We start from the raw sequence: 20869 nt of genomic DNA, 5'->3' as shown, positions 1-20869 counted from the left end.
AACTTGGGGATTCACTCTATGAACACAGCATGTTAGTGATTGCCGTTTACGGGTTGTCTGTACTGCAGTGTTCGCCTCCAGGAGCTCTTTGGACCAGCTGTATTAGAGGCTCTGTGCAATGCTTTCACAGCGGCAGAACTCGGCATGCTATCCTCACCCTTCCGGCCATCCGGAAAGGCCTGATCTTTTCTTCTGCGGAATACTGTTTGCGGGTCGCACGGCGAATGTCCTTTACGACCTTCTCACCGTGGCTCAGCTTGGTTCCGGGTTGCTTTCTCATCTCCACTCCTTGGCGGTTACGATGAGCCAGAAACCCTCTCTAATCAAATCACCTTCAACTGTCCCATTGGTGCTGACGTCAGACATGGCCCATCGGAAACACTCTGTTTCGAATAACCCTACCCATTTAATCCGAGCTCCAAGTGCTTTATCTTAAACGTGTCAAAAGGGCCGTTATAGTCCGTTGGACGAGAATATTGTATGCATTGGGCTCGAACCGGAATATCGTGCCCGGCCAACGGACCAGAATATTTGGATCAGTATCTTGAAAGCGGATCTTTATCTCCAACATTTCCAGTTTCGGGAGCGTCCGTTTGCGCTGCCACCAGATCCGGATTTCATGTTCTGGTCCAAAGGCCACAAGCGTGCGTTCTCGGTGCTGGAATACGGATTGGTGACGCGCGCACCGATTACTTTGCTGACAGGTGAGGTTGGCGCGGGAAAGACCACGTCGCTTTATGCGCTGCTGGAGCGCATCGACAATGATGTGGTGGTGGGGCTCATCTCCAATGGGCAGGGCGGGCGCGGCGAGCTTTTACGCTGGGTGCTCAACGCCTTTGACTTGCCGTACGACACTAATGCCGACTATGTGGAGCTTTACCAACAATTTGTCGATTTCCTGCTGGGGCAATATGCAGATGGTCGATCGGTCCTGTTGATCCTTGATGAAGCGCAAAACCTTTCCGAAGAGACATTGGAGGAGTTGCGCATGCTCACCAATGTCAATTCCAGCAAAGACGAATTGTTGCAACTGATCCTGATTGGCCAGCCGGAACTGCGTGACATGATTTCGCAGCCAGAGTTCAGCCAATTCGCACAGCGCGTCTCTGTCAGCTATCATCTGGGGGCCATGGATGCAGTATCCAGCTGTGACTACATCATTTCCCGCCTTCGGCATGTCGGGGGCAGCGGCCAGGAGTTCACTGAAGCCGCTCTGAACAAGATTTATGACTATAGCGGTGGGGTGCCGCGGATGATCAACAAGATTTGCGATTTGGCGCTGGTCTATGCTGCCAGCGCTGATCAGGCGCGTGTCGATGAGGCAACGATCGAGGAATTGATCGCCGATGGCGTGATCCTGAAGACAGTAGCTGCGCCTGTGTCATTGGCGGATCATTACGTCTTGACTGGAAAATCTGCCAAATGAACCTGCCATTTCGATTTTACTGGTCTCTCTTCAAGCGGCGCCTGCCGGTCATGATGGCGCTGTTTCTGATCTGCTCCGGGCTTGGGGTTGTCACAGCCTTGCAATTGCCGCCGACATACATGTCCTCAGCACGATTGCAGGTGGATCCGCCGCAAATCCCCGATGAAATGGTGGTATCTACGATCCGAACCGAAGTGGCCGAGCAGTTGCAGTTGATAGAAGAACAGCTGATGACACGGGCCAATCTCATTGATATCGCCCAGAGACATCAGGTCTTCGAAGGCATGGCTGCAATGACGCCCGACCGGATTGTGCAGGCGATGCGGGACAGTACCAGAATCCTTCGCAGTGGTGGGCGCGGTCAAGCCTCCCTGATGGCCATCCAATTTGATGCCAGAGACGCCCAAATCGCGGCAGATGTCGTTAATGATTATGTGACCCTTGTGCTGGAGGCGAATAGTTCTTTCCGACGCGAGCGGACAGAAAACACTTTGTCTTTCTTTGAACAGGAGGCCGCGCGGCTTGCTGGAGAAATAGAAGAAGAATCCAGTCGGATCATCGCCTTCAAGAATGAAAATGTCGACGCTCTTCCAGAAGATCTCAGCTATCGGCAAGATCGCCAATCCACATTGCAGGAGAGGCTTGGTCGGCTTGAGCAGGACCGGGCTTCCATTGTTAGTCAGCGAAGTGAGATGATCGCCGTTTTTGAAGCAACCGGGCGGCTTGGTTCCGATACGCGACGAGAACTTTCGCCAGAAGAGCAGCGCCTGCAGCAACTCGAGCTTCAACTGGCGGAGGATTTGACCGTTTATTCCGATTCCAATCCGCGGGTTGTTCAACTGCGCAGACAGATTGAGCAGTTAGAACTCGCAATCTCCGGAGGGGATCCCGGGGATTGGCAGGAGGGGACGGAGGCAGAGCCGACGTTTCTCGACATCACACTGGCAGAAATGGATTCACGCATCGAAGAGATCGATCTGGAGATTGTGCGCGTGAACGAAGAATTGGAGCGACTAAGTCGCGCAATTGCCGCCACGGCCACCAATTCGATTACGCTGGAGCGTCTCGAACAAGATCTCGAAAGCGCCCGAACCCGCTACAACTCAGTGTTGGGCAATCTTAACCAAGCTCGCATGGCAGAGCGAATAGAAATCAATGCGCAAGGCGAGCGTATTAGCCTCATCGAAGGCGCCAGCGTACCGCAGGAACCGTCTGGGCCGGCACGCAAAAAAATCGCGGTGATGGGAGGCGCTGTTGGTGGCGCATTGGCGCTGGCATATTTCATGCTTCTTGAACTGCTCAATCAGCGGGTGCGCCATCCTGCAGAGTTGCAGTCCCGGTTTGAAATCGTGCCCATTGGCGTCATCCCCTATCTGGAAAGCCGGGGAGAGAAATGGCGGCGGCGCCTGCTTAGGCTGAGTGCTTTGGCTATTGTGATAGTAGCTGTGCCAGCGGCGCTTTATTACGTACATACTGAATATGTGCCGCTCGAGATATTGGTGAACCGGGTTCTGGTCCAGATGGGCCTGGCTTGAAAGACGCCACGGTTAGAAGGGTAAAGCTGGATGGAAAAATTGCAGGCCGCTCTCGCGAAGGCGCGCGCCGCACGCCATGAGGCTACCGAGACCGTACGCCCAGGTCCCGTTCTGCGAGATCAACACGTGCGCAAGCCTTCCAAATCTAATACGACAGAAACCATCTGGGAGGCATTGCCCCGCTTTGACCTGTCGCCTGCGGTGCTGCGACAGCACCGGATCATCGCGGGCGAGGCAAACAGTGATGCCACCCCTTTTGACCTTCTACGCACCAAGATTATTCTTCAGATGGAGCAAAACGGCTGGTCGCGTCTGGCGATCACTTCGCCGGAACCATCTTGTGGCAAGACCACGTTGGCCTGCAATCTTGCACTGGGTCTGGGACGGCATACAAGTTCGCGCACAATGTTGTTTGATCTCGATCTTGGCTCACCCTCGGTGCATGAGTTTTTCGATCTCAAGATGCGCTATGGTCTGCCGGAAGTGCTCACGGATATGATCGCCTTTGAAAAACAGGCGGTGCGGGTGACAGACAATGTGGCTGTGTCGATTTCACCTCATCCCGAAAAAGACCCCACGCGTTTTCTGATGATGGACCGCACAGCTGAGTTTCTCGATGACATCCAACGCGACTATGCTCCCGACATCATGATCTTCGATCTACCCTCAGCCCTTTCTTCTGACAAAGCTTTGGCGTTCCTCAAAAATGTCGATTGCGCTTTGATCGTGGCACGGGCGGAATATACCAAGTTCAAAAAGCTTGATCGGACTGAAATCGAGGTTGCCGCCAATACCAATGTCCTGGGAGTGGCATTAAATGGCTGCCGCCGTGGCACACTCTCTGACAGCGATCTGAGCTGATGTTTGGCAGAGGCAGGGTTTGACAGGAACAGTGAAGCCCTGAAGGCAAACGCTCCTACATAGAGCAGTTTAACATACAAAAGACTGCAGAACCGAATAGGCGACCATGATTAGGACCAAATCTATGCCTCCCCGAATCTTGAGGCGACTGCTTCTGACATTCATGCTTTGCTTGGGCCTGACGGCCTGTAAGTCCGTTGAAGAGCGCGCCGAAGCCTATTTCGCCTCAGCCCAAGAACTAATCGAAGAAGGGGATCTCGACCGGGCGGCGGTCGAGTTACGCAATGTCTTTGAACTGATGCCCAACCATGTCGCAGCGCGCGAAACCATGGCAGCTTTGATGCTGCAGAAAGACGACAAGGAGGCCGCCTATGGCCAGTATCTGCGGCTGGTCGAACAGGTGCCTGATCATGTCGAAGGGCGCACGGTACTGGCAGAGATTGCATTTGCGGCACGCAACTGGGAAGAGTTCTCCCGCCATGCAACCGAGGTGATTGCTCTCGCGCCTGACGCGCCGCGCACTGAGATGATCGCGCTGGCCTTGCAATATGAGCAAGCGTTGGAGGCGCGCGATGGTCCAGCACGAGATGCCGTGCGCGATCAGGCTGCGGGTCTGGCACAAGAGGCCCCGGATAATGACATCCTGCAGTTGATCCTCTTTGACGCCTATGTCCGCGACGGGGCCATCGATCAGGCCTTGGTACAGCTGGAGAGAATGATCGCCAAGCAGCCGGACAATCGCGATCTCTATACGCAAAAACTTGTCCTGCTCGAACGGCAAGGCGACTTCACAGCACTTGAAACACAGCTACGCGACATAGTCATCCGGTTTGCCGAGGATGATGAACCTAAGACCCAACTCATTCAGTTCCTGCTGGCCCGGGGCGAGCCTGACAAGGTGGAAGCCTTTCTCCGCGAGGTGTCGGATCCGGCGGCAGAAGACCCTACGCTTTTCATCGATCTAGTGCGTTTCATAAACCAGAGACAGGGGCCAGACGCCGCACGCGCCGAGCTGCGCGCTGCATTGGAGGTCGCAGCGGACCCAGAACGGATACAGATCATTCTTGCGGCCATCGATTTCGAAAACGGCGCAGAAGACACGGCGATCGAAACGCTGCAAACAATGCTGGAAGGCACCGAAGAAGACTCCGACACAGCCAACCGCATCCGCATCACACTGGCCCGGATGTTGCTTCAGACCGGCAACGAGACCCGCGCGCGCCAACTGGTGGCAGACACGCTCGAAGCAGACAGCGACAGTGTCGAAGCGCTCAAGATGCAGGCGGCCTGGATGATCCAGGACGACAAAGCGGACGAGGCCATCGCCACGCTGCGTCTAGCCCTTGATACGGCGCCCGATGATGTCGCCGCCATGGACCTGATATCCCAGGCCTATGCGCGCGCTGGCAATCACGAACTGTCCCGCGATTTCCTTGCGCTGGCGGTGGATGCCTCCGACAATGCGCCTGAACCGTCTTTGCGCTATGCCCGGGTTCTGGCAAGTGACGAACGCTATATCGCGGCGGAAGAGGTTTTGATCCCGGCCCTGCGTCGGGCACCGAACAATGCGGATATTCTGGTGCTTCTGGGCGAAGTCTATCTGGCTGCGGAAGATTACGCGCGCGCTGACAGCGTGATCGCGCGCCTGCGCCGCATCAGCACAGAGCGGACCCTTGCAGTGGCGGATGCGCTTCAGGCCCGGCTTCTGGGCAGCCGCGAAGGCGTCGAACAGGCGCTTGGATATCTGCGCGAACTCGCGGAGCGGGAAGACGCCAGCCTCAACACTCAGATTGCGCTTCTGCGCGCACGCCTCAGCAGCGGGCAAACAGAGGCAGCCCTGAGACAGGCTGAGGCGCTTGTCGCGGAATATCCTGACAATGCAGCCCTGCGTTTCATTCTGGCCACCTCACATGCCGCCAATGGCGCACTGGATGTGGCGGAAAATCAGATTCAGATCCTGGTGGAAGAAGATCCCAGGCGGGGTCGGGCTTGGGTCCAACTCTATCGCCTCCAGCGCCTTCAGGGAAAAGACGACAGCGCCTCACAGACCCTGCGTGACGGGCGCGCCGCTCTGCCCTACAACCGCGAACTTCTTTGGGCGCAAGCCGGGGAATTGGAAGCGGCTGGCGATATTGACGGCGCCATTGCCAATTATGAGCTGCTTTATGAGCGCAATTCCAACGACCTTGTTGCCGCCAACAATCTCGCCAGCCTGCTGACAAACCACAAGACAGATGACGCCGGCCTTGAACGCGCCTGGGCTGTAGCCCGGCGCCTGAACGGCACAGATGTGCCCGCCTTTCAGGACACTTATGGCTGGCTTGTCTTTCGCCGCGGTGAGGCGGAAGAGGCCCTGCCCTATCTCGAAAGCGCCGCCGCAGAATTATCGCAGGATCCAATCGTTCAATTCCACCTCGGCCAGACTTACGCCGCTTTGGAGCGCGATGAGGACGCCATCGCACAGTACCGCCGGGTACTGGAGTTTGCGGGGGAAGACGACCCCCGCCCGCAGATCGCCATCGCCCGCGACGAGATCACGCGGCTGGAAGCACTCCCACCTGCGGAGGAATAGTCTGGCCCGCGCCGCTTTCAGTTTTGGAGCACCCCGCTTGGTGGATAAGATGTGACCACTTCCCAAACGGTTTCCTGCATCAACCTCGCCGCTTCGGGACCTGGGTCAGCAGCCGGACTACCATCAGCCAGTTGCAATTGGTGAGGCAAGCCAACGGGCGAGCGTCCATAAAGTACAGCGTAGTGAGTGAGCGCCACGAGATAGCCACCGTATTCACTGAAGTGGATGTTGTCATGGAACAGATCGTTGCGATCACGGATGGGCCCAACCCCGCCAGCAGCCTCAACCTTGCGCACAAAAGCTGCCATGACCTGCCCGGCTGGGATGACATAGATCGGCTTGTCGACTTCTTCATAGGCCAGCGTGCGTTTGAGAATCTCGCCTTCCCAATAAAGACTCAAATCCCGGTCGAGCCGTGTGAGCCAACCCTCCGGATCATCCAATGGATGCCAGGTTTCATAAAGGTAAACACGTGTCTCTGGATTGCCCTCCCAAGCGGCGACGGCCCAGTTGCGCAGATATTCATGCGGCGCGAAATACTTGATCATATCCTTGATCTCGACCGCTTCGGTCAACACCACCGCGTCATAGTCGCCTGACGCCATGGCTTCCTTTGCATCCCGAAAGGCGGGAGGACCGTTAGACTCTTCAAACCCATTGATCACCACATCTGGCTCCCAATGCGCACGTAGCGGCGTCCCCCAACCAAGCTGACTGTTGAAACTGTGTCCCTCGCTGCCGCCCTGTTCCGCCAATTGCTGCAACATCCCCGGCATGTATGGTCCCACGAGACTGTGCCCCAGATGATAGACATTGAGTGGGCCCTCGGGTGCCGATGCAGGCCTATCGTAGATCATGCTGAATTGCGCTTCGTCCACCGGATCAGGCGTGCTGCAGCGGTTGACCAGGCCGCAAGCGGATAGAAAAAGTAGCAATAGTGGCGTGAGTTTTCGTTTGATGCGATGTAAAATCATGTTCGTATTCGTGTGCGTGTTTAATGGTAAAATGAACCCTATTGGATATGTGCAGCGGTAATTAGTTCATTGCAAGGTATACATTCTGGAATCGATTTCATAACGGGATACACAGATCTTCATGACCAACTCGGGCAAGCTACTAATTTATGCGCCAGTACCATTAGTGCAAACCGATTCCGGACTGTATCTTGAGGATCAAGCTTGCAATGGGCTGAGGCTCTGGGCGGAACATTTTGATGAATTGATTACGATGCACCCCGTCTCTCATACAAAGTTGCCAGACGCTTGGGTGCCAATCAATAACGTTGGGCCAAACTTGGATCGCATTCGTATCTTGCCTCTGCCAACGGCCTATCGTCCTGATCAGTTTTTTCGCCACTATCGAGCCACCCGGAATCTAATACGCGCGGAGATCGACAAAGCTGACTACGTAGCCTTCTCCATCGGTGGCCTTACTGGAGATTGGGGATCGGTTGGGGCTTGGCAGGCCCATATGGCGGGTCGACCCTTTGCGATCTGGACCGACCGGGTGGAATCTGAGGTAACCCGCCGCACAGCGTCTAGTAACCCGCTCTGGCATCGCCGGATCAGAGCGCGGTTAGAACATCGGCCCATGTGGGAATGGGAAAAATTTATCATCCGACGCGCGGCTCTGGGCCTGTTTCACGGCAAGGAAACCTATGAGACCTATGCCCCCTATTGCCGCCAACCACAACTCGTGCACGACATCCACATCAAGGCCTCGGAACATCTCCCTCCCGAAGCTCTGAAGGCTAAGGTTGTCGCTGCGAACAATGGGCCCCTGAAGATCGTCTATACAGGAAGGGCGAGCGCGATGAAGGGTCCGCAAGACTGGGTGGAGGTTCTTGAGACACTTGCCAAGCGACAAGTGGATTTCCAAGCCACATGGCTGGGTGATGGACCGGATCTAGCAGACATGAGGGCGCGCGTCGCCAACGCAGGCCTTGAGAGCCACGTCACCTTCACAGGTTTCGTGAATGACCGCGCTGCGGTTTTCGACCACTTGCGACAGGCCCATATTTTCCTTTTCTGCCACAAGACGCCGGAATCCCCGCGATGCCTAATCGAAGCGCTGGTCTCTGGCACGCCGATCGTCGGCTATAGCAGCGCCTATCCCGAGGATCTGATTTCGACTCATGGTGGAGGACAACTCGTTTCACTGAACAATGTCGCTGCCCTGAGTGAAACAGTGCAGTCGATTGCTGGAGATCGGTTACTCCTCGGAGACATGATGGCCCGAGCCTTGCGGGATGGAGAGGGTTATACCGACGATGCGGTCTTCCAGCACCGCTGCGAGATCATTAAGAAGTATCTTTAAACAACGGGTTGCCCGGGAAGGTCGTCTTGTGGTGACCTTCCCCCGCAGCCCGGATCAATGGGTAGCTTCACCGGGTTTGTGCGACAAAGCCACGAACATGTTTCATGCAAACATATCATAAGGGTTCGATATGAAGTATCTTTTATTCAATACGTTGATGAGTATGAAGAAGCCATTTTCTGATGCGGCTCGCGAACGTCGCCAAGCTCAGTTTTTGAAGCGTATGAAAATTAAAGGCGGCGAACGCATCATCGACTTAGGGGGAACGGTAGAATTTTGGAGAGGTTTCCCTGTCCCTCTGAAACTGACAATCGTAAATCTGCCAGATCCTGAGAAGACGGTTGATGCAAGTCACGAGTTGCATGAGATTGAAATTTTGGACGGAGACGCATGTGACGTAAACTTTGCCAATGACTTGTCTTATGACATAGTTTTTTCCAATAGTGTGATTGAGCATGTTGGTGCGATCGACAAGCGTAGAGCGATGGCTGAAGAGGTCTTGAGACTGGCGCCAAGCTACTGGGTTCAAACTCCTTCTATTTGGTTTCCAATTGAAGCTCATTGCAACATGCCGTTTTGGTGGGCCTATCCTGAGTGGTTAAAACGCCGATTAATTTCTCGTTGGTATAAGAAATTGCCTGCTTGGACGGACATGGTGGCCGGGACAACTGTCTTACTGAGAGCTGAAATTTTGTCTTTGTTCCCTAATTGCATACTGTGGACGGAATGGAAGTTTGGGTTCCCCAAGAGTTACGTGGCCTACAAACCTCCGTCTAACAGCAAGGGCCGGGTTTCAGAGCAGATGTAGGCGCCGAAAGCCAGTCCATTCATTGCAGCCTAGCTTGAGCTCGTACCGAGACGGAACTCAAATGGTGAAAAACGCGCTTTGGGTTAGAGTTGTGCTGGGGAAAAAGCCCGTTCGTTTAGTCGTAGTCGCCTTGGCAATCAAAATTGCTCGAACCGTTTGGGCTATATTGGCGCACGGGCGAACTTATCATCCATATCGTTCAGAATCGAACTAAATCCAGAAATTTAGAATGACAAAATAGGATTTGAGACGATGCGTCCAAAACCCGGAACATCCCTCGTTGTTCATTTCACTCCGGGGTGCGTCAAGAGTTTAGACCCAGTTTATCCCGCCGGTGCAAACCGAGGCAATGGCGGTTCAATCGCCATCAGCGCATCCAGCAGCCTTTCTTCCGCTGCTGCATCACTTTCACCTGGTCTAATCGGCGTGCTCAACCGGATGAGTGCCCCATCTGTCCGCCCTTCTCGGATGCCGTCCACCATCAGCCAGAACTTTGCTGCTAGATCCCATGCTACCTTTCGGCCTTTTTGGTCGAACCAGTAGAAAACCATCATCCGCGCCTCGCCGTGCTGAACGATCGCGCGATTGATCATGAAGGGCGTCGCGCTGCCGACTTCTGCAGCGATGTCGGTTCGTTCCAGCCAGGCGATCTCCCAGCCGCTACCGGGCAGGCATATCTCAGGCGAATGAACGCCACCCCGACCCTGATCGGCATACCAGGCCATGAAAAGTCCGACCTCAGCGCCATCCGCTCGGGTCATATTGACCTGGCGGTAGTCGTCGGCGCCAAGCGTCTCCTCCACAACTGGGTCAAGCCGCTGATGGGGGGTTGTGCGCCAGTCGCCGAGGGTTCGGGGAAAAAGTGCAAAGCGTTCACGGGCCACTTCGATCTGGCCGCGTTCGGGGATCATCTGCCATGTTGCGACGGCCCCGACGGCCAGAATGGCGGCCGTGATTAGTGCGGCTGAAGGCTGAACCAAACGTATGCGTTTGGCTTGAGTCCAAAGCCCGTCCGTTTCCAGATCCAGAGCCTCGGTAAGGCTCATCTTCACGGGGTTAAAGAACAGCATGATCCGGGCAAGCACAAACAGAAGCAACACACAGGCAACAAAGATCACCCATCCTTCGAAGAAATGGGTAAACCCGTCCAACCAGTCGAGCCCGTAGTAGTTGACGACGGTTCCCGCGATGGCGATGCGGACCGAGTTCATGATGACGGTGATCGGCGCGGCCGCGATCAACAGTATAGCTTTGTGCCACATCGGGCCCTTGTAAAGGATGGCAAAGATGTAGCTGAAGCTGAGGATCGGAAAGAGGTATCTGAGCCCAGAGCAGGCCTCGGCCACATGCAGTTTGGTGACGCCCAAATCAATGATGTTGCCGTCAAGAAAGACCGGTACGGACAGAAGCCCTAGCATCCATACGCCCAATTCGGATGAGATCAGTTGCAGCCAGGTAGACATCTTGTAATAGAGCGTGTCGGGCAGCGGTAGCATGTAGACAAGATGCAGTACCGGCGGCCAGAAGTGTTTTCCGGTGGACCAGCCAAAGCTGATCAAAAGAATGCCGCCGACCCAAAGGATCAGCGCATAGGCGGCCATGTCGTCGATATTAGCCAGCCGTGCCAACGCACCAAAAACGAGTGCCAATGCCACGACTGCCACTCCGACCCAACGATCACCAATGGGTCCGGGCCGTTCGGGGTAGTCTTTGAGTTGGCGGAGGAAAAGAAGCCCGGACAGAACCGGGATCAACGGAGCGTGTGAGTACTCTGGCAGGCCCCAGGCAATGCGCAGCGCATCAAGTCCTGGTGATAGAAATATGAACGCCCCCACCGTCGCCACCAAAAGCCATAAAAGGCCCAAGTGCAGGCTTTTACCTACACGGTGGTTCAGAACGGTTTGGGCTGCGGATTCAGTCATGAGGATCTGTTTATCTGGTCGGGCCGGGTTGCCGTATCTTGCGGAAGCTATGTCATCCTAAGCGTAGTCATTAAAGCTTTTCAAACGCCCACCAGACAAAATCATGTCATAGATCTTCATCGTCTAGGCGGCTTTTGTGTTAGAAGTACATAGATTGACAGCATAGCCTTCGCGGCGGTGGAGAAATGTTTCAATGGCCTTGAGCTTGGTTCGAGGCTACGATTTACTCAGCACATGGCGAAATTTGTTCCTCATTGCCGGAGAGGTCACCATTGCGCGCGAGTATTTGTATCCGACCGCCGGTAATGAAGGCCATATAAAGTTACAGTCTCCTGCAAGGATCAGAACACGGGGGCGAGATATAAAAGATTTAATAAACCTATATACCTCACACATTATGGATAGGCCGGACAAAACGCTGAAAGATTTTGCAAACTGCCTGATTGTTTATGACTGACCGCACCTATGTCCTGATCTCTCCATGCCGGAACGAAGCGGCCTATATGCGGCGCACGCTCGACAGTGTGGTGGCGCAAACCGAGACGCCGTCGCTCTGGGTGATCGTCGATGACGGCTCAACCGATGGGTCGATGGATATTCTTACCGAATATGCCGCAAAGCATGACTGGATACGCATCGTCTCCGCGTCCGACCGCGGGCATCGGGCCGTTGGTCCTGGTGTGATTGACGCGTTTTATGCAGGGTTAGACACTGTTTCGCTGGAAAATTATGCCTATCTTTGCAAGCTCGACGTCGATCTGGACCTGCCGCCGCGCTATTTCGAATTGCTGATCGAACGGATGGAGACTGACCCGCGGCTCGGCACCTGTTCGGGCAAGCCCTATATTCGTCAGGATGGCAAGCTGATCTCGGAGCGCCGTGGTGACGAGATGAGTGTCGGTATGACCAAGTTCTACCGCCGTGAATGCTTCTCCGATATCGGCGGCTTCGTACGCGAGGTCATGTGGGACGCCATCGACTGTCATAAGGCGCGCCAGTTGGGTTGGATTGCGCGTTCGTGGGATGACCCCGACCTGAGGTTTGAACATCTGAGGCCCATGGGGTCGAGCCAAACCTCAATCTATACCGGTCGCCGCCGCCACGGGTTCGGGCAGTATTTCATGGGGTCCGACCCGCTTTTCTTTTTGGCGACGGCAATCTTTCGGATGACCGACAGGCCATATGTGCTGGGCGGGTTAGCCACAGTGCGGGGTTATCTGGGGGCCTGGTTTCGGAGGGAAAAGCAGCTCGATGACCCCGAGCTGCGCGCTTTCATTCGGGCCTATCAGCGTCGGGCGTTGTTCAAAGGCAAAGCTCGGGCGATTGCAGAGCAGGAGGCCGCAAAAGCCCGGGCGTGGTCGCTCGGCTCAACTTAGTCCGCATACATCTCCAGCCAGCTCTGGAACATCAGCACATTCCACAGCTGATGACCCCAATTGTGGGTCCCAGCTTGGTGTTGGGACCAAAGCTGCCCGATCAGGACGGGGTCCAGGTATCCTTCTCGGGCCAAGCGCTCGGGGGCCAGCAGGGCAGCGGCCCAGTCCTTGAGCCCTCCGCGCAACCATAGGCCGATGGGAACTTCGAAACCCATCTTCGGGCGCTCGATCAATTCTCGGGGGACGTATCGGTGGAGCACCTGTCTGAGCAGCCATTTCGATTGGCCGCCGCGGACCTTCATGTGAAGGGGCAGCCCCCAGGCAAACTCGGCCACTCGATGATCGAGCAGGGGCGCGCGGCTTTCCAGTGCCACAGCCATGGTCGCCCGATCGACCTTGGTCAGGATGTCGTCAGGCATATAGGCCAACATATCCAACTGCATCATCCGTTCGATCACACCCAGATCGCCACGCGGAGGGAGATGATCAGCCAGGATCGAAGGCGGGTTGGAACCGCCAATGACTGCGGCCTCTGGGAAGCGCCAAACCGATACCATCTTGCGGTGCAGTTCATCTACGTTGTGGCTCGCGGCATAATTGGCCAAGCGATGCAGACGCTGACCGTTGGGTTCCTTGCCTTGCGGAGTTGCGCGGATGGGCTCGATCAACTGGTTCAGAAGCGTTGCGGGGAGAGCGCGAACGGCCCCCGCCCCAAGACGACGTAATTGGGAGGGCATCAATGCCAGCTTTCTGAGCAGCGCCGCGCCTTGCTGATAGCGGTCGTAACCGCCGAAAAGCTCATCTCCACCGTCGCCAGAAAGCGCCACCGTAACGTGTTGGCGCGCCAGTTCGGCAATTAGGAACGTCGGAATTTGAGAACTGTCGGCGAAAGGTTCGTCATAGATAGTAGGCAATCGAGGGATCACGTCGCGCAGGTCTGTGTCGCCTACATAAAGTTCTGTGTGGTGCGTGCCTAGATGTTTCGCCACATCGGCGGCGAATACGGCCTCATTATAGCGGGCTTCGTGGAAACCGATGGAAAAGGTATGTACCGGCTTGTTTGATAGGTGCTGCATCAGCGCCACGATGGTCGAACTGTCGATGCCGCCCGACAAGAAGGCCCCAAGCGGCACGTCTGACATCATCTCGTTGCCGACAGCATCCAGCAGGAGTGCTTCAAGCTGGTTGATGGCCTCAGCATCAGTTGGCACCGGGCCGCGGGGAGCGGCAGCAATGGCACCCCCGTTCCAGTAAAACTTGCGGGCGAGGCCGGGGGCTGTCAGCGAGACTTCGGCCATCTCGCCCGGACGCAGCTTCATCAGCCCTTCATAGATCGTCAGGTCTTCGGGGACATGACCGTGGCGCAGCATCGCCACCAGCGCGTCGCGGCGCACTTTGGCGCGGAACGCGGGATGCGTGCGCAGTGCTTTGAGTTCTGACCCGAACAGGAATAGTGCGTCTTTTCCAGTGCCCTGCCAGCCATAGTAAAGCGGTTTTTCCCCCAAACGGTCGCGCGCCAGCAGAAGCTTCCTCTCCTCGCGGTCCCACAGCGCGATGGCAAACATGCCTTGGGTACGCCGGATCGTTTCTTCGAACCCCCAGACCTCGAAGCCACGCAGCATGACTTCGGTATCGGATGTACCGCGCCATTCCGGCGCCTTACCTGTGTCTTCCAATTCGGTTCGCAGGGCTCGGTGGTTGTAGATCTCGCCATTGTAGACCAGTTGGTAACGCCCGGTTGACGACACCATCGGTTGGTGTCCCGCAGGTGACAGATCGACGATGGCCAGTCGCAGATGGCCCAGGGCAACGCCTACCTCCTCATCGACCCAATGGCCCTGGCTGTCAGGACCGCGATGAGCAATGGCACTCATCATCGCCTGAACGCAGGTCGGAGCGTCCTGTACCTGAGGGCGACCCGGAGGCCAGAGAAAACCGGTGATACCGCACATAACGTGGTCTTAATACCTTAACAAATTTCCCTAGTCTTAATGCCGGGGCGGAGAACATGAGGCAAGCGTACAGTCTCTTGCGCGGAAAAACTGTTTTTATGATGCTTCTTGCGCGCCGCGAGACGGGTATTGTGGTCGCTGGTTGCCAAAAAAATCATCATAAGCGATAGGTTGGGTTTCATCGGCGTCACCAAGCGCCGAGGAGCCGGGCAGGGGGGCATAAGTATCAAACATACCGGGGGTATTTAGTGTGGCCGTTTGTGCGCGAAGATCGACTGTAGATGTCTGATAGCCCCTTTCGCGAGGGCTGAAAAAGAGATTTGTGGAACTGGACAGCGGGGCGTCACCGATCATTGGGTCATCAGTTCCCGTTTGATAGACAACATTGTTGGCGACCGTGATGTTATTGAAATGGTCCTGCCAGTTCACAAATATTGCCATATTGTCAGCAACATCCCATTGATATGCGTCTCGTCGGAGCCGGTTCACGAACGTATTATTTAGAATAGAAATCGGAGCGGAGTTGTTGTCTGGGGATGTGGAAGAACCGCCATTATGTCCGTCCAATAAAATAAATGCATGAGGGTTCGTGGTTCCAAGAGATTGTTCAGAATCCGGCAGAACAAAAACGTTGTTTCGGATGGTGGTGCCCCCAAAACCGAAATTTACGAGATTGGCAGTTTGATACCCTCCAACCACGTAATTTTTTTCAAACAAAGCATTTATGGGACGCTTTTTCTGACCTTCACCCGGCCCCATTGTCACAACATTGTAACCTCCCTCAAAGGCATTCGCCTGGCAGTTGATTTTGGCGCCTTCGAAAGAGCTTGCATTCAATCGTAAGCACGGCTGCGTCGCAATAATTTTGCCATTTCCAGACCATCCTTGTCGAATAAAGAAATCAGAATTTTGAATGATCGAAACAACAGCATTTCCCGCCAATCGAGCCCCCCATCCTCCATTGCCGGTTGAATCGATCAGAGCATTGACATCAGATATGATTGAAGAGCCGGTGATGGCAAACCCTTCAAAGCTGGCGTCTAGAACCGCCGTACCAAAGTTGGTGACAACCGTATCGTTCAAAACGACAGAATGACCACCTTCGGTTTGGCCTACAATAATTGCAGCCAGAAGACCTGAAACGGAGCACCCATCCAACAATGCCAAATGCGGTGGGTTATTAAACCAAGTGAACAGGATGGGGTGCTCTCCGCCCAGAACCGAGGTTGAATCAAACCCGGACTCAAGAACCACATTTTGCCAAACCATATCTTTGGAAGGGTTTGGGATTCTTGGGGCGATGTCGTTCCAGAAAACCCCTCCTGTACAAAAAACCAGCGGCCTGTCAGCATTGCCGTCTCCTGCGACAATATGGAAGGATGGGGTATGTCCGCCAAACCCAGGCGAAATGCCGGAGAAGGTATATTCTTCGCCCCGATTTAACACGATCCTTTTGGGTGCCGCTTCTTGCCCTGCAATATTGTCGTTAAAAACGCTGCTGATATCGCCAGTTTTAAGGCGCCGAGCCCGAGGCGGAGAATGTTCGAAATTGCCGGAGGGGCTGAGAAAAAGCGTGTTTCGGGCTGGAAATACGGCGCCAGGGTCTTCGATCACGATATCGGTTGATGCTGTGGCTGTCTTTCCCGAAGCTGGTTCGATGACGAAAACCGAAACGCGATAGCTGCCCGGAGTGCGAAACGTATGTGAGACCCAAGGGCCATATGCGACACCGGCGTTTAGGTGTTTACCAGGCAGGTTCTCTGGCGCCTGGAAATCGTATGGATCATCAAAGTCCCAAAAATAGTATAAGTCATGAAACCGGCTGTCATAGATTTGACCAGCGGTTGGCGCCACAGCGTCAAAGCCATCGACCGTCACTTCAAAAAAGACGGCATCGGGGGACACCTGCCAAACTGAGCGGCGCATAACGGTAATTTCAGCTGTAGCACCTTCAGACATGTAGGGGACTCCCGGCTGGAAATTTTACCTTGTTAGCAAGCGTTAATCTGATGAGAAACACAACCCTATTTAAGTTGCGGGCTCGTATGAAGCATTTTAAGTGATCGTGTTTCTTGACGGCGCCAGTGCCTGAAATTGTGTCATAAGTTGGATTGGTGACAGACAGGATTGGTGACAGTGTCAAAATCTTCGTGTACCCACTGGGCGTTGCTTTTGAATGCTGGGCGCGGGGCGGCTCCAAAATGTTCGGATATATCGTCCTGTATACTTGGCCGCTAGTCGTATTCGCCTTTTTCCGCGTCTGGTCTCCGGCCGTCGCGTTATTGGCGGCAATCATCGGGGGATATCTGTTCCTACCGACGGGATTGTCTCTTGACTTGCCCGGCTTACCAGCCCTGAACAAAGATACGATACCAGCAACTGCGGCTTTTATAGCTGCAATGATAACTTCAGGAACGACTACACCAACGAGCCTGCCGGGCTGGCTCCCCAAAAAACGTTTGCCAATACTTTTGATCGTTATTCTGATTTTGGGTACATGCTTGACAGTTTTAGCCAACAGACACCCATTGTTCTATGGGCCTCTCGTCTTTCCGGCTCTCCGAGTCTGGGACATTCTTTCGACATTGCTTTCAGCTGTAATGATGCTTCTGCCTTTCATTCTCGGACGGAAATATTTAGCACATCCGGAGAAGCAATGGCTTTTTCTGAAGGCGCTTGTCATTGCTGGAACTGGATATTCGCTACTGGCTCTATATGAAATTCGGATGTCGCCGCAGCTTAATTTCATGATTTATGGGTATTTCCCGCACGCATGGGAACAACATATTCGCCCGGGCGGTTATCGCCCACTTGTTTTCGTGCAGCACGGCCTTTGGTTGGCGATGTTCTTCGCTATGTGTGTCTTGGCTGCCGGCGGACTTGCCAAATACGTCAAAGAGAAAAGAGGGCGTGTCTACCTCCTGCTTTGCGTTTGGTTATTGATGACGTTGTTTCTATCAAATTCTCTTGGGGCGTTTTTAATCGCAGCGATCCTGATAGTTGTGATGTTTGTTCTGAACGTCAGATTGCACTTTGCGATTGCTGCAGTGTTTTCTGGCATTGCTCTGCTTTATCCGATGCTTCGTGGTGCTGATCTTGTACCTGTCAATACTATCATTGAATGGGTTACAACCTTGAGCGTTGATCGAGCAGATTCCTTGGAATTTCGGGTAGTTAACGAAAATTATCTGTTGGAGAAGGCGCGCGAACGACCGCTGTTTGGATGGGGCGGGTGGGGTCGCAGTTTTGTGTATGATCCAGCCACCGGTGAAGGCATCAGTCTAATTGCTGATGGGTATTGGGTGGGGGTAATTGGTGTAGGTGGATGGGCGCGATACCTATCCGAGTTTGGATTGCTTTGTCTCCCGGCCCTAGTACTTTTTTTCAGAGCCCGGAGATTTGGTCTGGGACCAGAGACGGCTATTCTTTCGTTGGTTTTGGTCGCAAATGTGATCGACTTGCTTCCCAATGCGACAGTAACGCCAATTACCTGGCTTATAACCGGGGCGCTGTGGGGTAGACTAGAACTCGGCCGTGTCGCAACATCCGACACTGAAATGGCACCAGTAGCTGAGCCCAAGCATGCCCTTGCCCGTGCCCGCCCACGGGCACCCCTGCCGCCATCATCACCTGTGCCGGGACCGTCGGCCATGAAATCACGACCTACCAGCCGCTACACCCGGCAAACCAACCGGATCATCCGGAACGGTCGCGGAAGGAAAGGAACTGACGCATGACAGGGCAACCGACGGTTGGGGCCGTCGTCATAGGCCGTAATGAAGGGGATCGATTGGTGCGGTGCCTGGCCTCAGCCACTGAACAAGCAGATAGGGTTGTTTATGTGGACAGCGGTTCAACTGATGGCAGTCAACAGGCCGCGAAAGCCGTAGGCGCAACATGTGTCGAATTGGACCAAAGCCAACCCTTCACAGCGGCGCGCGCACGTAATGCCGGGTTCGATATCTTGCAAAAAGACCCGGTGCCGGTGCAATTTGTGCAATTCATCGACGGAGATTGCGAATTGCAACCAAGTTGGATCGAAGCCGCACGATCCTTTCTGGCGGAAACGCCGACTGCGGCCGTCGCCTGTGGTCGCCGCCGTGAACGCTTTCCCGAAGCGTCGGTTTACAATCGGCTTATTGACCAGGAGTGGGATACGCCGGTGGGACAGACCAGAGCCTGTGGTGGAGATGCGCTGATGCGCAGCAAAGCCTTGTCGGCTGTTGGCGGTTTTGATCCGGCCCTCATAGCGGGGGAAGAGCCTGAATTATGTGTCCGCCTGCGCGCAGCGGGTTGGTCGATCTGGCGGCTTGATGAGGAAATGACGTTGCACGACGCGGCTCTGACCCGGTTTGCGCAATGGTGGAATCGGAACCGGCGTGCGGGCCACGCATATGGGGAAGGGGCGGCCATGCACGGGTCTCCGCCCGAACGCCACTGTGTGCGGGAGACCCGATCAGCTCTCGCCTGGGGGGCTGTGTTTCCCCTGCTTGTTGTGACGGGTACACTTGTGACATCTTGGTCGCTCGCGTTACTTTTAGTCTGGCCCGCTCAGGTGCTGCGCCTGGTATCGCGTGGTATGGACCCGACCCGTGCCCTGTTTATAACACTGGGTAAGATCCCTGAGGCACAAGGTGTCCTGGGCTATTGGTGGGACCGGTTCCGCGGACGCCGGGCAAAGTTGATAGAGTACAAATAGGATCTTACCGCCCGGCAAAGGGCAGAATGTCAAAAACGCTTGGGTTCATCCAGATTGTAGCCATTACAATTCCACAGGAAGCAATCAGAAAAGCGAGGTCTTGTTTGGGGTACCACCCACTGTAAGGCCGGATAAAATAGACCAGAAATGGATAGGAAAAAATATCAACGATAACAGGAGCCAAAGCTGCACCGATCAGACCAAACTTGCTGACCATAGGCAACAACACCAAGATACGAGCAATTGCGGTGCCTGTTGTGAATATGGTGAAATCGCGCGAGTTTCCATTCGCCAATAGTATCTTATCGTAGCTCATGATGACCTGCCTTGGGATCATCGCCAGACTAAGAAGCACCAGAATTGGCCCTGCAGCGTGGTAACGGGGATCATAGAGAAAAGTTACAGCTAAAACGCCAACCATAGCCAAGACTGCAGCCATTCCAAGTGTTCCCATGGTCAGTAGCATTCGCGCACGTCCAATACTCTTTCGGTTTGCGTCATTGTCTGCGGGCGGTCGGGTACGATAAAGCGGGAACAATATCCGCTCTAGCAATTGCGTGCTGAGTGTGAGCGGGACAGCGGCAAGCATGAAAGCGATGGTGTAGACTGCAAGATCTTCAAGGCTTACATATTTCCCGAGTACCATTCGGTCACCTTGCTGCACAAAGAAGCCTGCAGCAGTCCCAAGGATAATATACTTTCCGAAATGAAAGATTTCCCTAAAAGCGTCGCGCTCCCAAGCAAGTCTGTTTGCGGGCCCGGGCAAGATTGTATGTGAAAGAACAACACGAACGCTGACCCCAACAAGTGCGCCCATTACAAGCGCCCAAACCGAGTTTAGCCAAAGCGCCATAACAATCATGAATACTGTACCAGAAGTTTGTGACGCTAGTTCCATCGCCGTCAAACGGCCTAACGTGAGATGTCGATTAGCGAGATACATTTTCGTCGACTGGAAACCCTGGATGAATGTTGACATCGCCAAAACCGGAATGATGAGACCAAGTTCAGGTTGTTCATAAAATGCGGCAATCGGATTTGAGATAAGACACGCCACAACCCAAAGCACAGCACCTCGAATGACTTGTAACGTCCAGGCGGTGTTCAGGTACTTGGGATCATCGCCTCGCGGACTCCGTACAACGGACGCACCTATGGCCACGTCAGAAAACATTTCGAGCCCGGCGATGACAACCTGCACCAGGGCCATCAGGCCGAACGCTTCAGGAAAAAGAATGCGCGTCAGGATCAGGTTCGACCCCAGGCGGATCAACTGGCTGCTGCCGAAGCCCATGACACTCAGGGCTGTTCCGCGGATTGCCCGCACCTTCAAACCATCACCGCTGAGAACGGACCGGAGCGCTGCTTTCATGATGGCAGCATCCGGAAATCGGGTTGATTT

Annotated in this window: 14 protein-coding genes and 1 pseudogene; 9 read left to right on the top strand and 6 right to left on the bottom strand. The window is 54.6% G+C overall.

Annotation, left to right across the window (positions count from 1 at the left end):
- Window positions 1-105 precede the first annotated feature (105 nt).
- Window positions 106-280, bottom strand: a pseudogene (locus ACR0NM_RS19345) (IS3 family transposase); the annotation flags it as partial.
- Between the two features lie 264 nt (window positions 281-544).
- Between ACR0NM_RS19345 and ACR0NM_RS19340 the strand changes: the two are divergent.
- From ACR0NM_RS19340 to ACR0NM_RS19325, 4 genes are all read left to right on the top strand, one after another.
- Window positions 545-1426 (top strand): ExeA family protein, encoded by an 882-nt coding sequence (locus tag ACR0NM_RS19340; protein ID WP_170567779.1) that lies wholly within the window; start codon window positions 545-547, stop codon window positions 1424-1426.
- Window positions 1423-2961 (top strand): GumC family protein, encoded by a 1539-nt coding sequence (locus ACR0NM_RS19335; protein WP_170399527.1) that lies wholly within the window; start codon window positions 1423-1425, stop codon window positions 2959-2961. The genes ACR0NM_RS19340 and ACR0NM_RS19335 overlap by 4 nt, the downstream gene beginning before the upstream one ends.
- A 30-nt stretch (window positions 2962-2991) precedes the next feature.
- Complete coding sequence (locus tag ACR0NM_RS19330; RefSeq protein WP_170399530.1) at window positions 2992-3822, top strand: CpsD/CapB family tyrosine-protein kinase; 831 nt, start codon at window positions 2992-2994, stop codon at window positions 3820-3822.
- 124 nt (window positions 3823-3946) lie between these two features.
- Window positions 3947-6394: a tetratricopeptide repeat protein gene (locus ACR0NM_RS19325; RefSeq protein WP_480563009.1), complete on the top strand. Its 2448-nt coding sequence runs from the start codon at window positions 3947-3949 to the stop codon at window positions 6392-6394.
- 17 nt (window positions 6395-6411) lie between these two features.
- Here the strand turns inward: ACR0NM_RS19325 and ACR0NM_RS19320 are convergent, their stop codons facing one another.
- Window positions 6412-7368, bottom strand: coding sequence for a hypothetical protein (locus ACR0NM_RS19320; protein ID WP_170567783.1), 957 nt, complete (start codon window positions 7366-7368; stop codon window positions 6412-6414).
- 292 nt (window positions 7369-7660) lie between these two features.
- On the opposite strand from ACR0NM_RS19320, the gene ACR0NM_RS19315 reads away from it, so the two are divergent.
- Together ACR0NM_RS19315 and ACR0NM_RS19310 are read left to right on the top strand one after the other, a co-directional pair.
- Window positions 7661-8710: a glycosyltransferase gene (locus tag ACR0NM_RS19315; protein ID WP_480437946.1), complete on the top strand. Its 1050-nt coding sequence runs from the start codon at window positions 7661-7663 to the stop codon at window positions 8708-8710.
- Window positions 8711-8840: 130 nt separating this feature from the next.
- Window positions 8841-9518 carry a class I SAM-dependent methyltransferase gene (locus ACR0NM_RS19310; protein WP_170399542.1) on the top strand — a complete coding sequence of 226 codons (678 nt, stop codon included), beginning with the start codon at window positions 8841-8843 and terminating at the stop codon, window positions 9516-9518.
- A gap of 323 nt (window positions 9519-9841) precedes the next feature.
- Here the strand turns inward: ACR0NM_RS19310 and xrtD are convergent, their stop codons facing one another.
- The gene (gene xrtD / locus ACR0NM_RS19305; protein WP_170567787.1) at window positions 9842-11440 is read right to left on the bottom strand and encodes a VPLPA-CTERM-specific exosortase XrtD; all 1599 of its coding nucleotides are present in this window, start codon (window positions 11438-11440) and stop codon (window positions 9842-9844) included.
- Window positions 11441-11889: 449 nt separating this feature from the next.
- On the opposite strand from xrtD, the gene ACR0NM_RS19300 reads away from it, so the two are divergent.
- Window positions 11890-12816 (top strand): glycosyltransferase family 2 protein, encoded by a 927-nt coding sequence (locus ACR0NM_RS19300; RefSeq protein ID WP_170399548.1) that lies wholly within the window; start codon window positions 11890-11892, stop codon window positions 12814-12816.
- Here ACR0NM_RS19300 and asnB read toward each other — a convergent pair.
- On the bottom strand, window positions 12813-14768 hold the full coding sequence (gene asnB / locus ACR0NM_RS19295; protein ID WP_480616246.1) for an asparagine synthase (glutamine-hydrolyzing): 1956 nt from the start codon (window positions 14766-14768) through the stop codon (window positions 12813-12815). The two genes, ACR0NM_RS19300 and asnB, sit on opposite strands and share 4 nt — an antisense overlap.
- Window positions 14769-14864: 96 nt before the next feature.
- Complete coding sequence (locus tag ACR0NM_RS19290) at window positions 14865-16727, bottom strand: PKD domain-containing protein (RefSeq protein ID WP_480616244.1); 1863 nt, start codon at window positions 16725-16727, stop codon at window positions 14865-14867.
- Window positions 16728-16882: 155 nt separating this feature from the next.
- Here ACR0NM_RS19290 and ACR0NM_RS19285 point away from each other — a divergent pair, with 155 nt between their 5' ends.
- Entirely contained in the window at window positions 16883-18505 is a 1623-nt protein-coding gene (locus ACR0NM_RS19285) for a hypothetical protein (protein WP_480459932.1), read from the top strand.
- Window positions 18502-19467 (top strand): glycosyltransferase family 2 protein, encoded by a 966-nt coding sequence (locus ACR0NM_RS19280; RefSeq protein ID WP_170399560.1) that lies wholly within the window; start codon window positions 18502-18504, stop codon window positions 19465-19467. Before ACR0NM_RS19285 ends, ACR0NM_RS19280 begins: the two co-directional genes overlap by 4 nt.
- Window positions 19468-19471: 4 nt before the next feature.
- Here ACR0NM_RS19280 and ACR0NM_RS19275 read toward each other — a convergent pair whose 3' ends face one another.
- Window positions 19472-20839 (bottom strand): oligosaccharide flippase family protein, encoded by a 1368-nt coding sequence (locus tag ACR0NM_RS19275; RefSeq protein WP_170399563.1) that lies wholly within the window; start codon window positions 20837-20839, stop codon window positions 19472-19474.
- Window positions 20840-20869 lie beyond the last annotated feature (30 nt).

It is taken from the genome of Ruegeria sp. AF2 (assembly GCF_056542025.1).
This window is presented reverse-complemented; position numbering and strand designations above follow the sequence as displayed.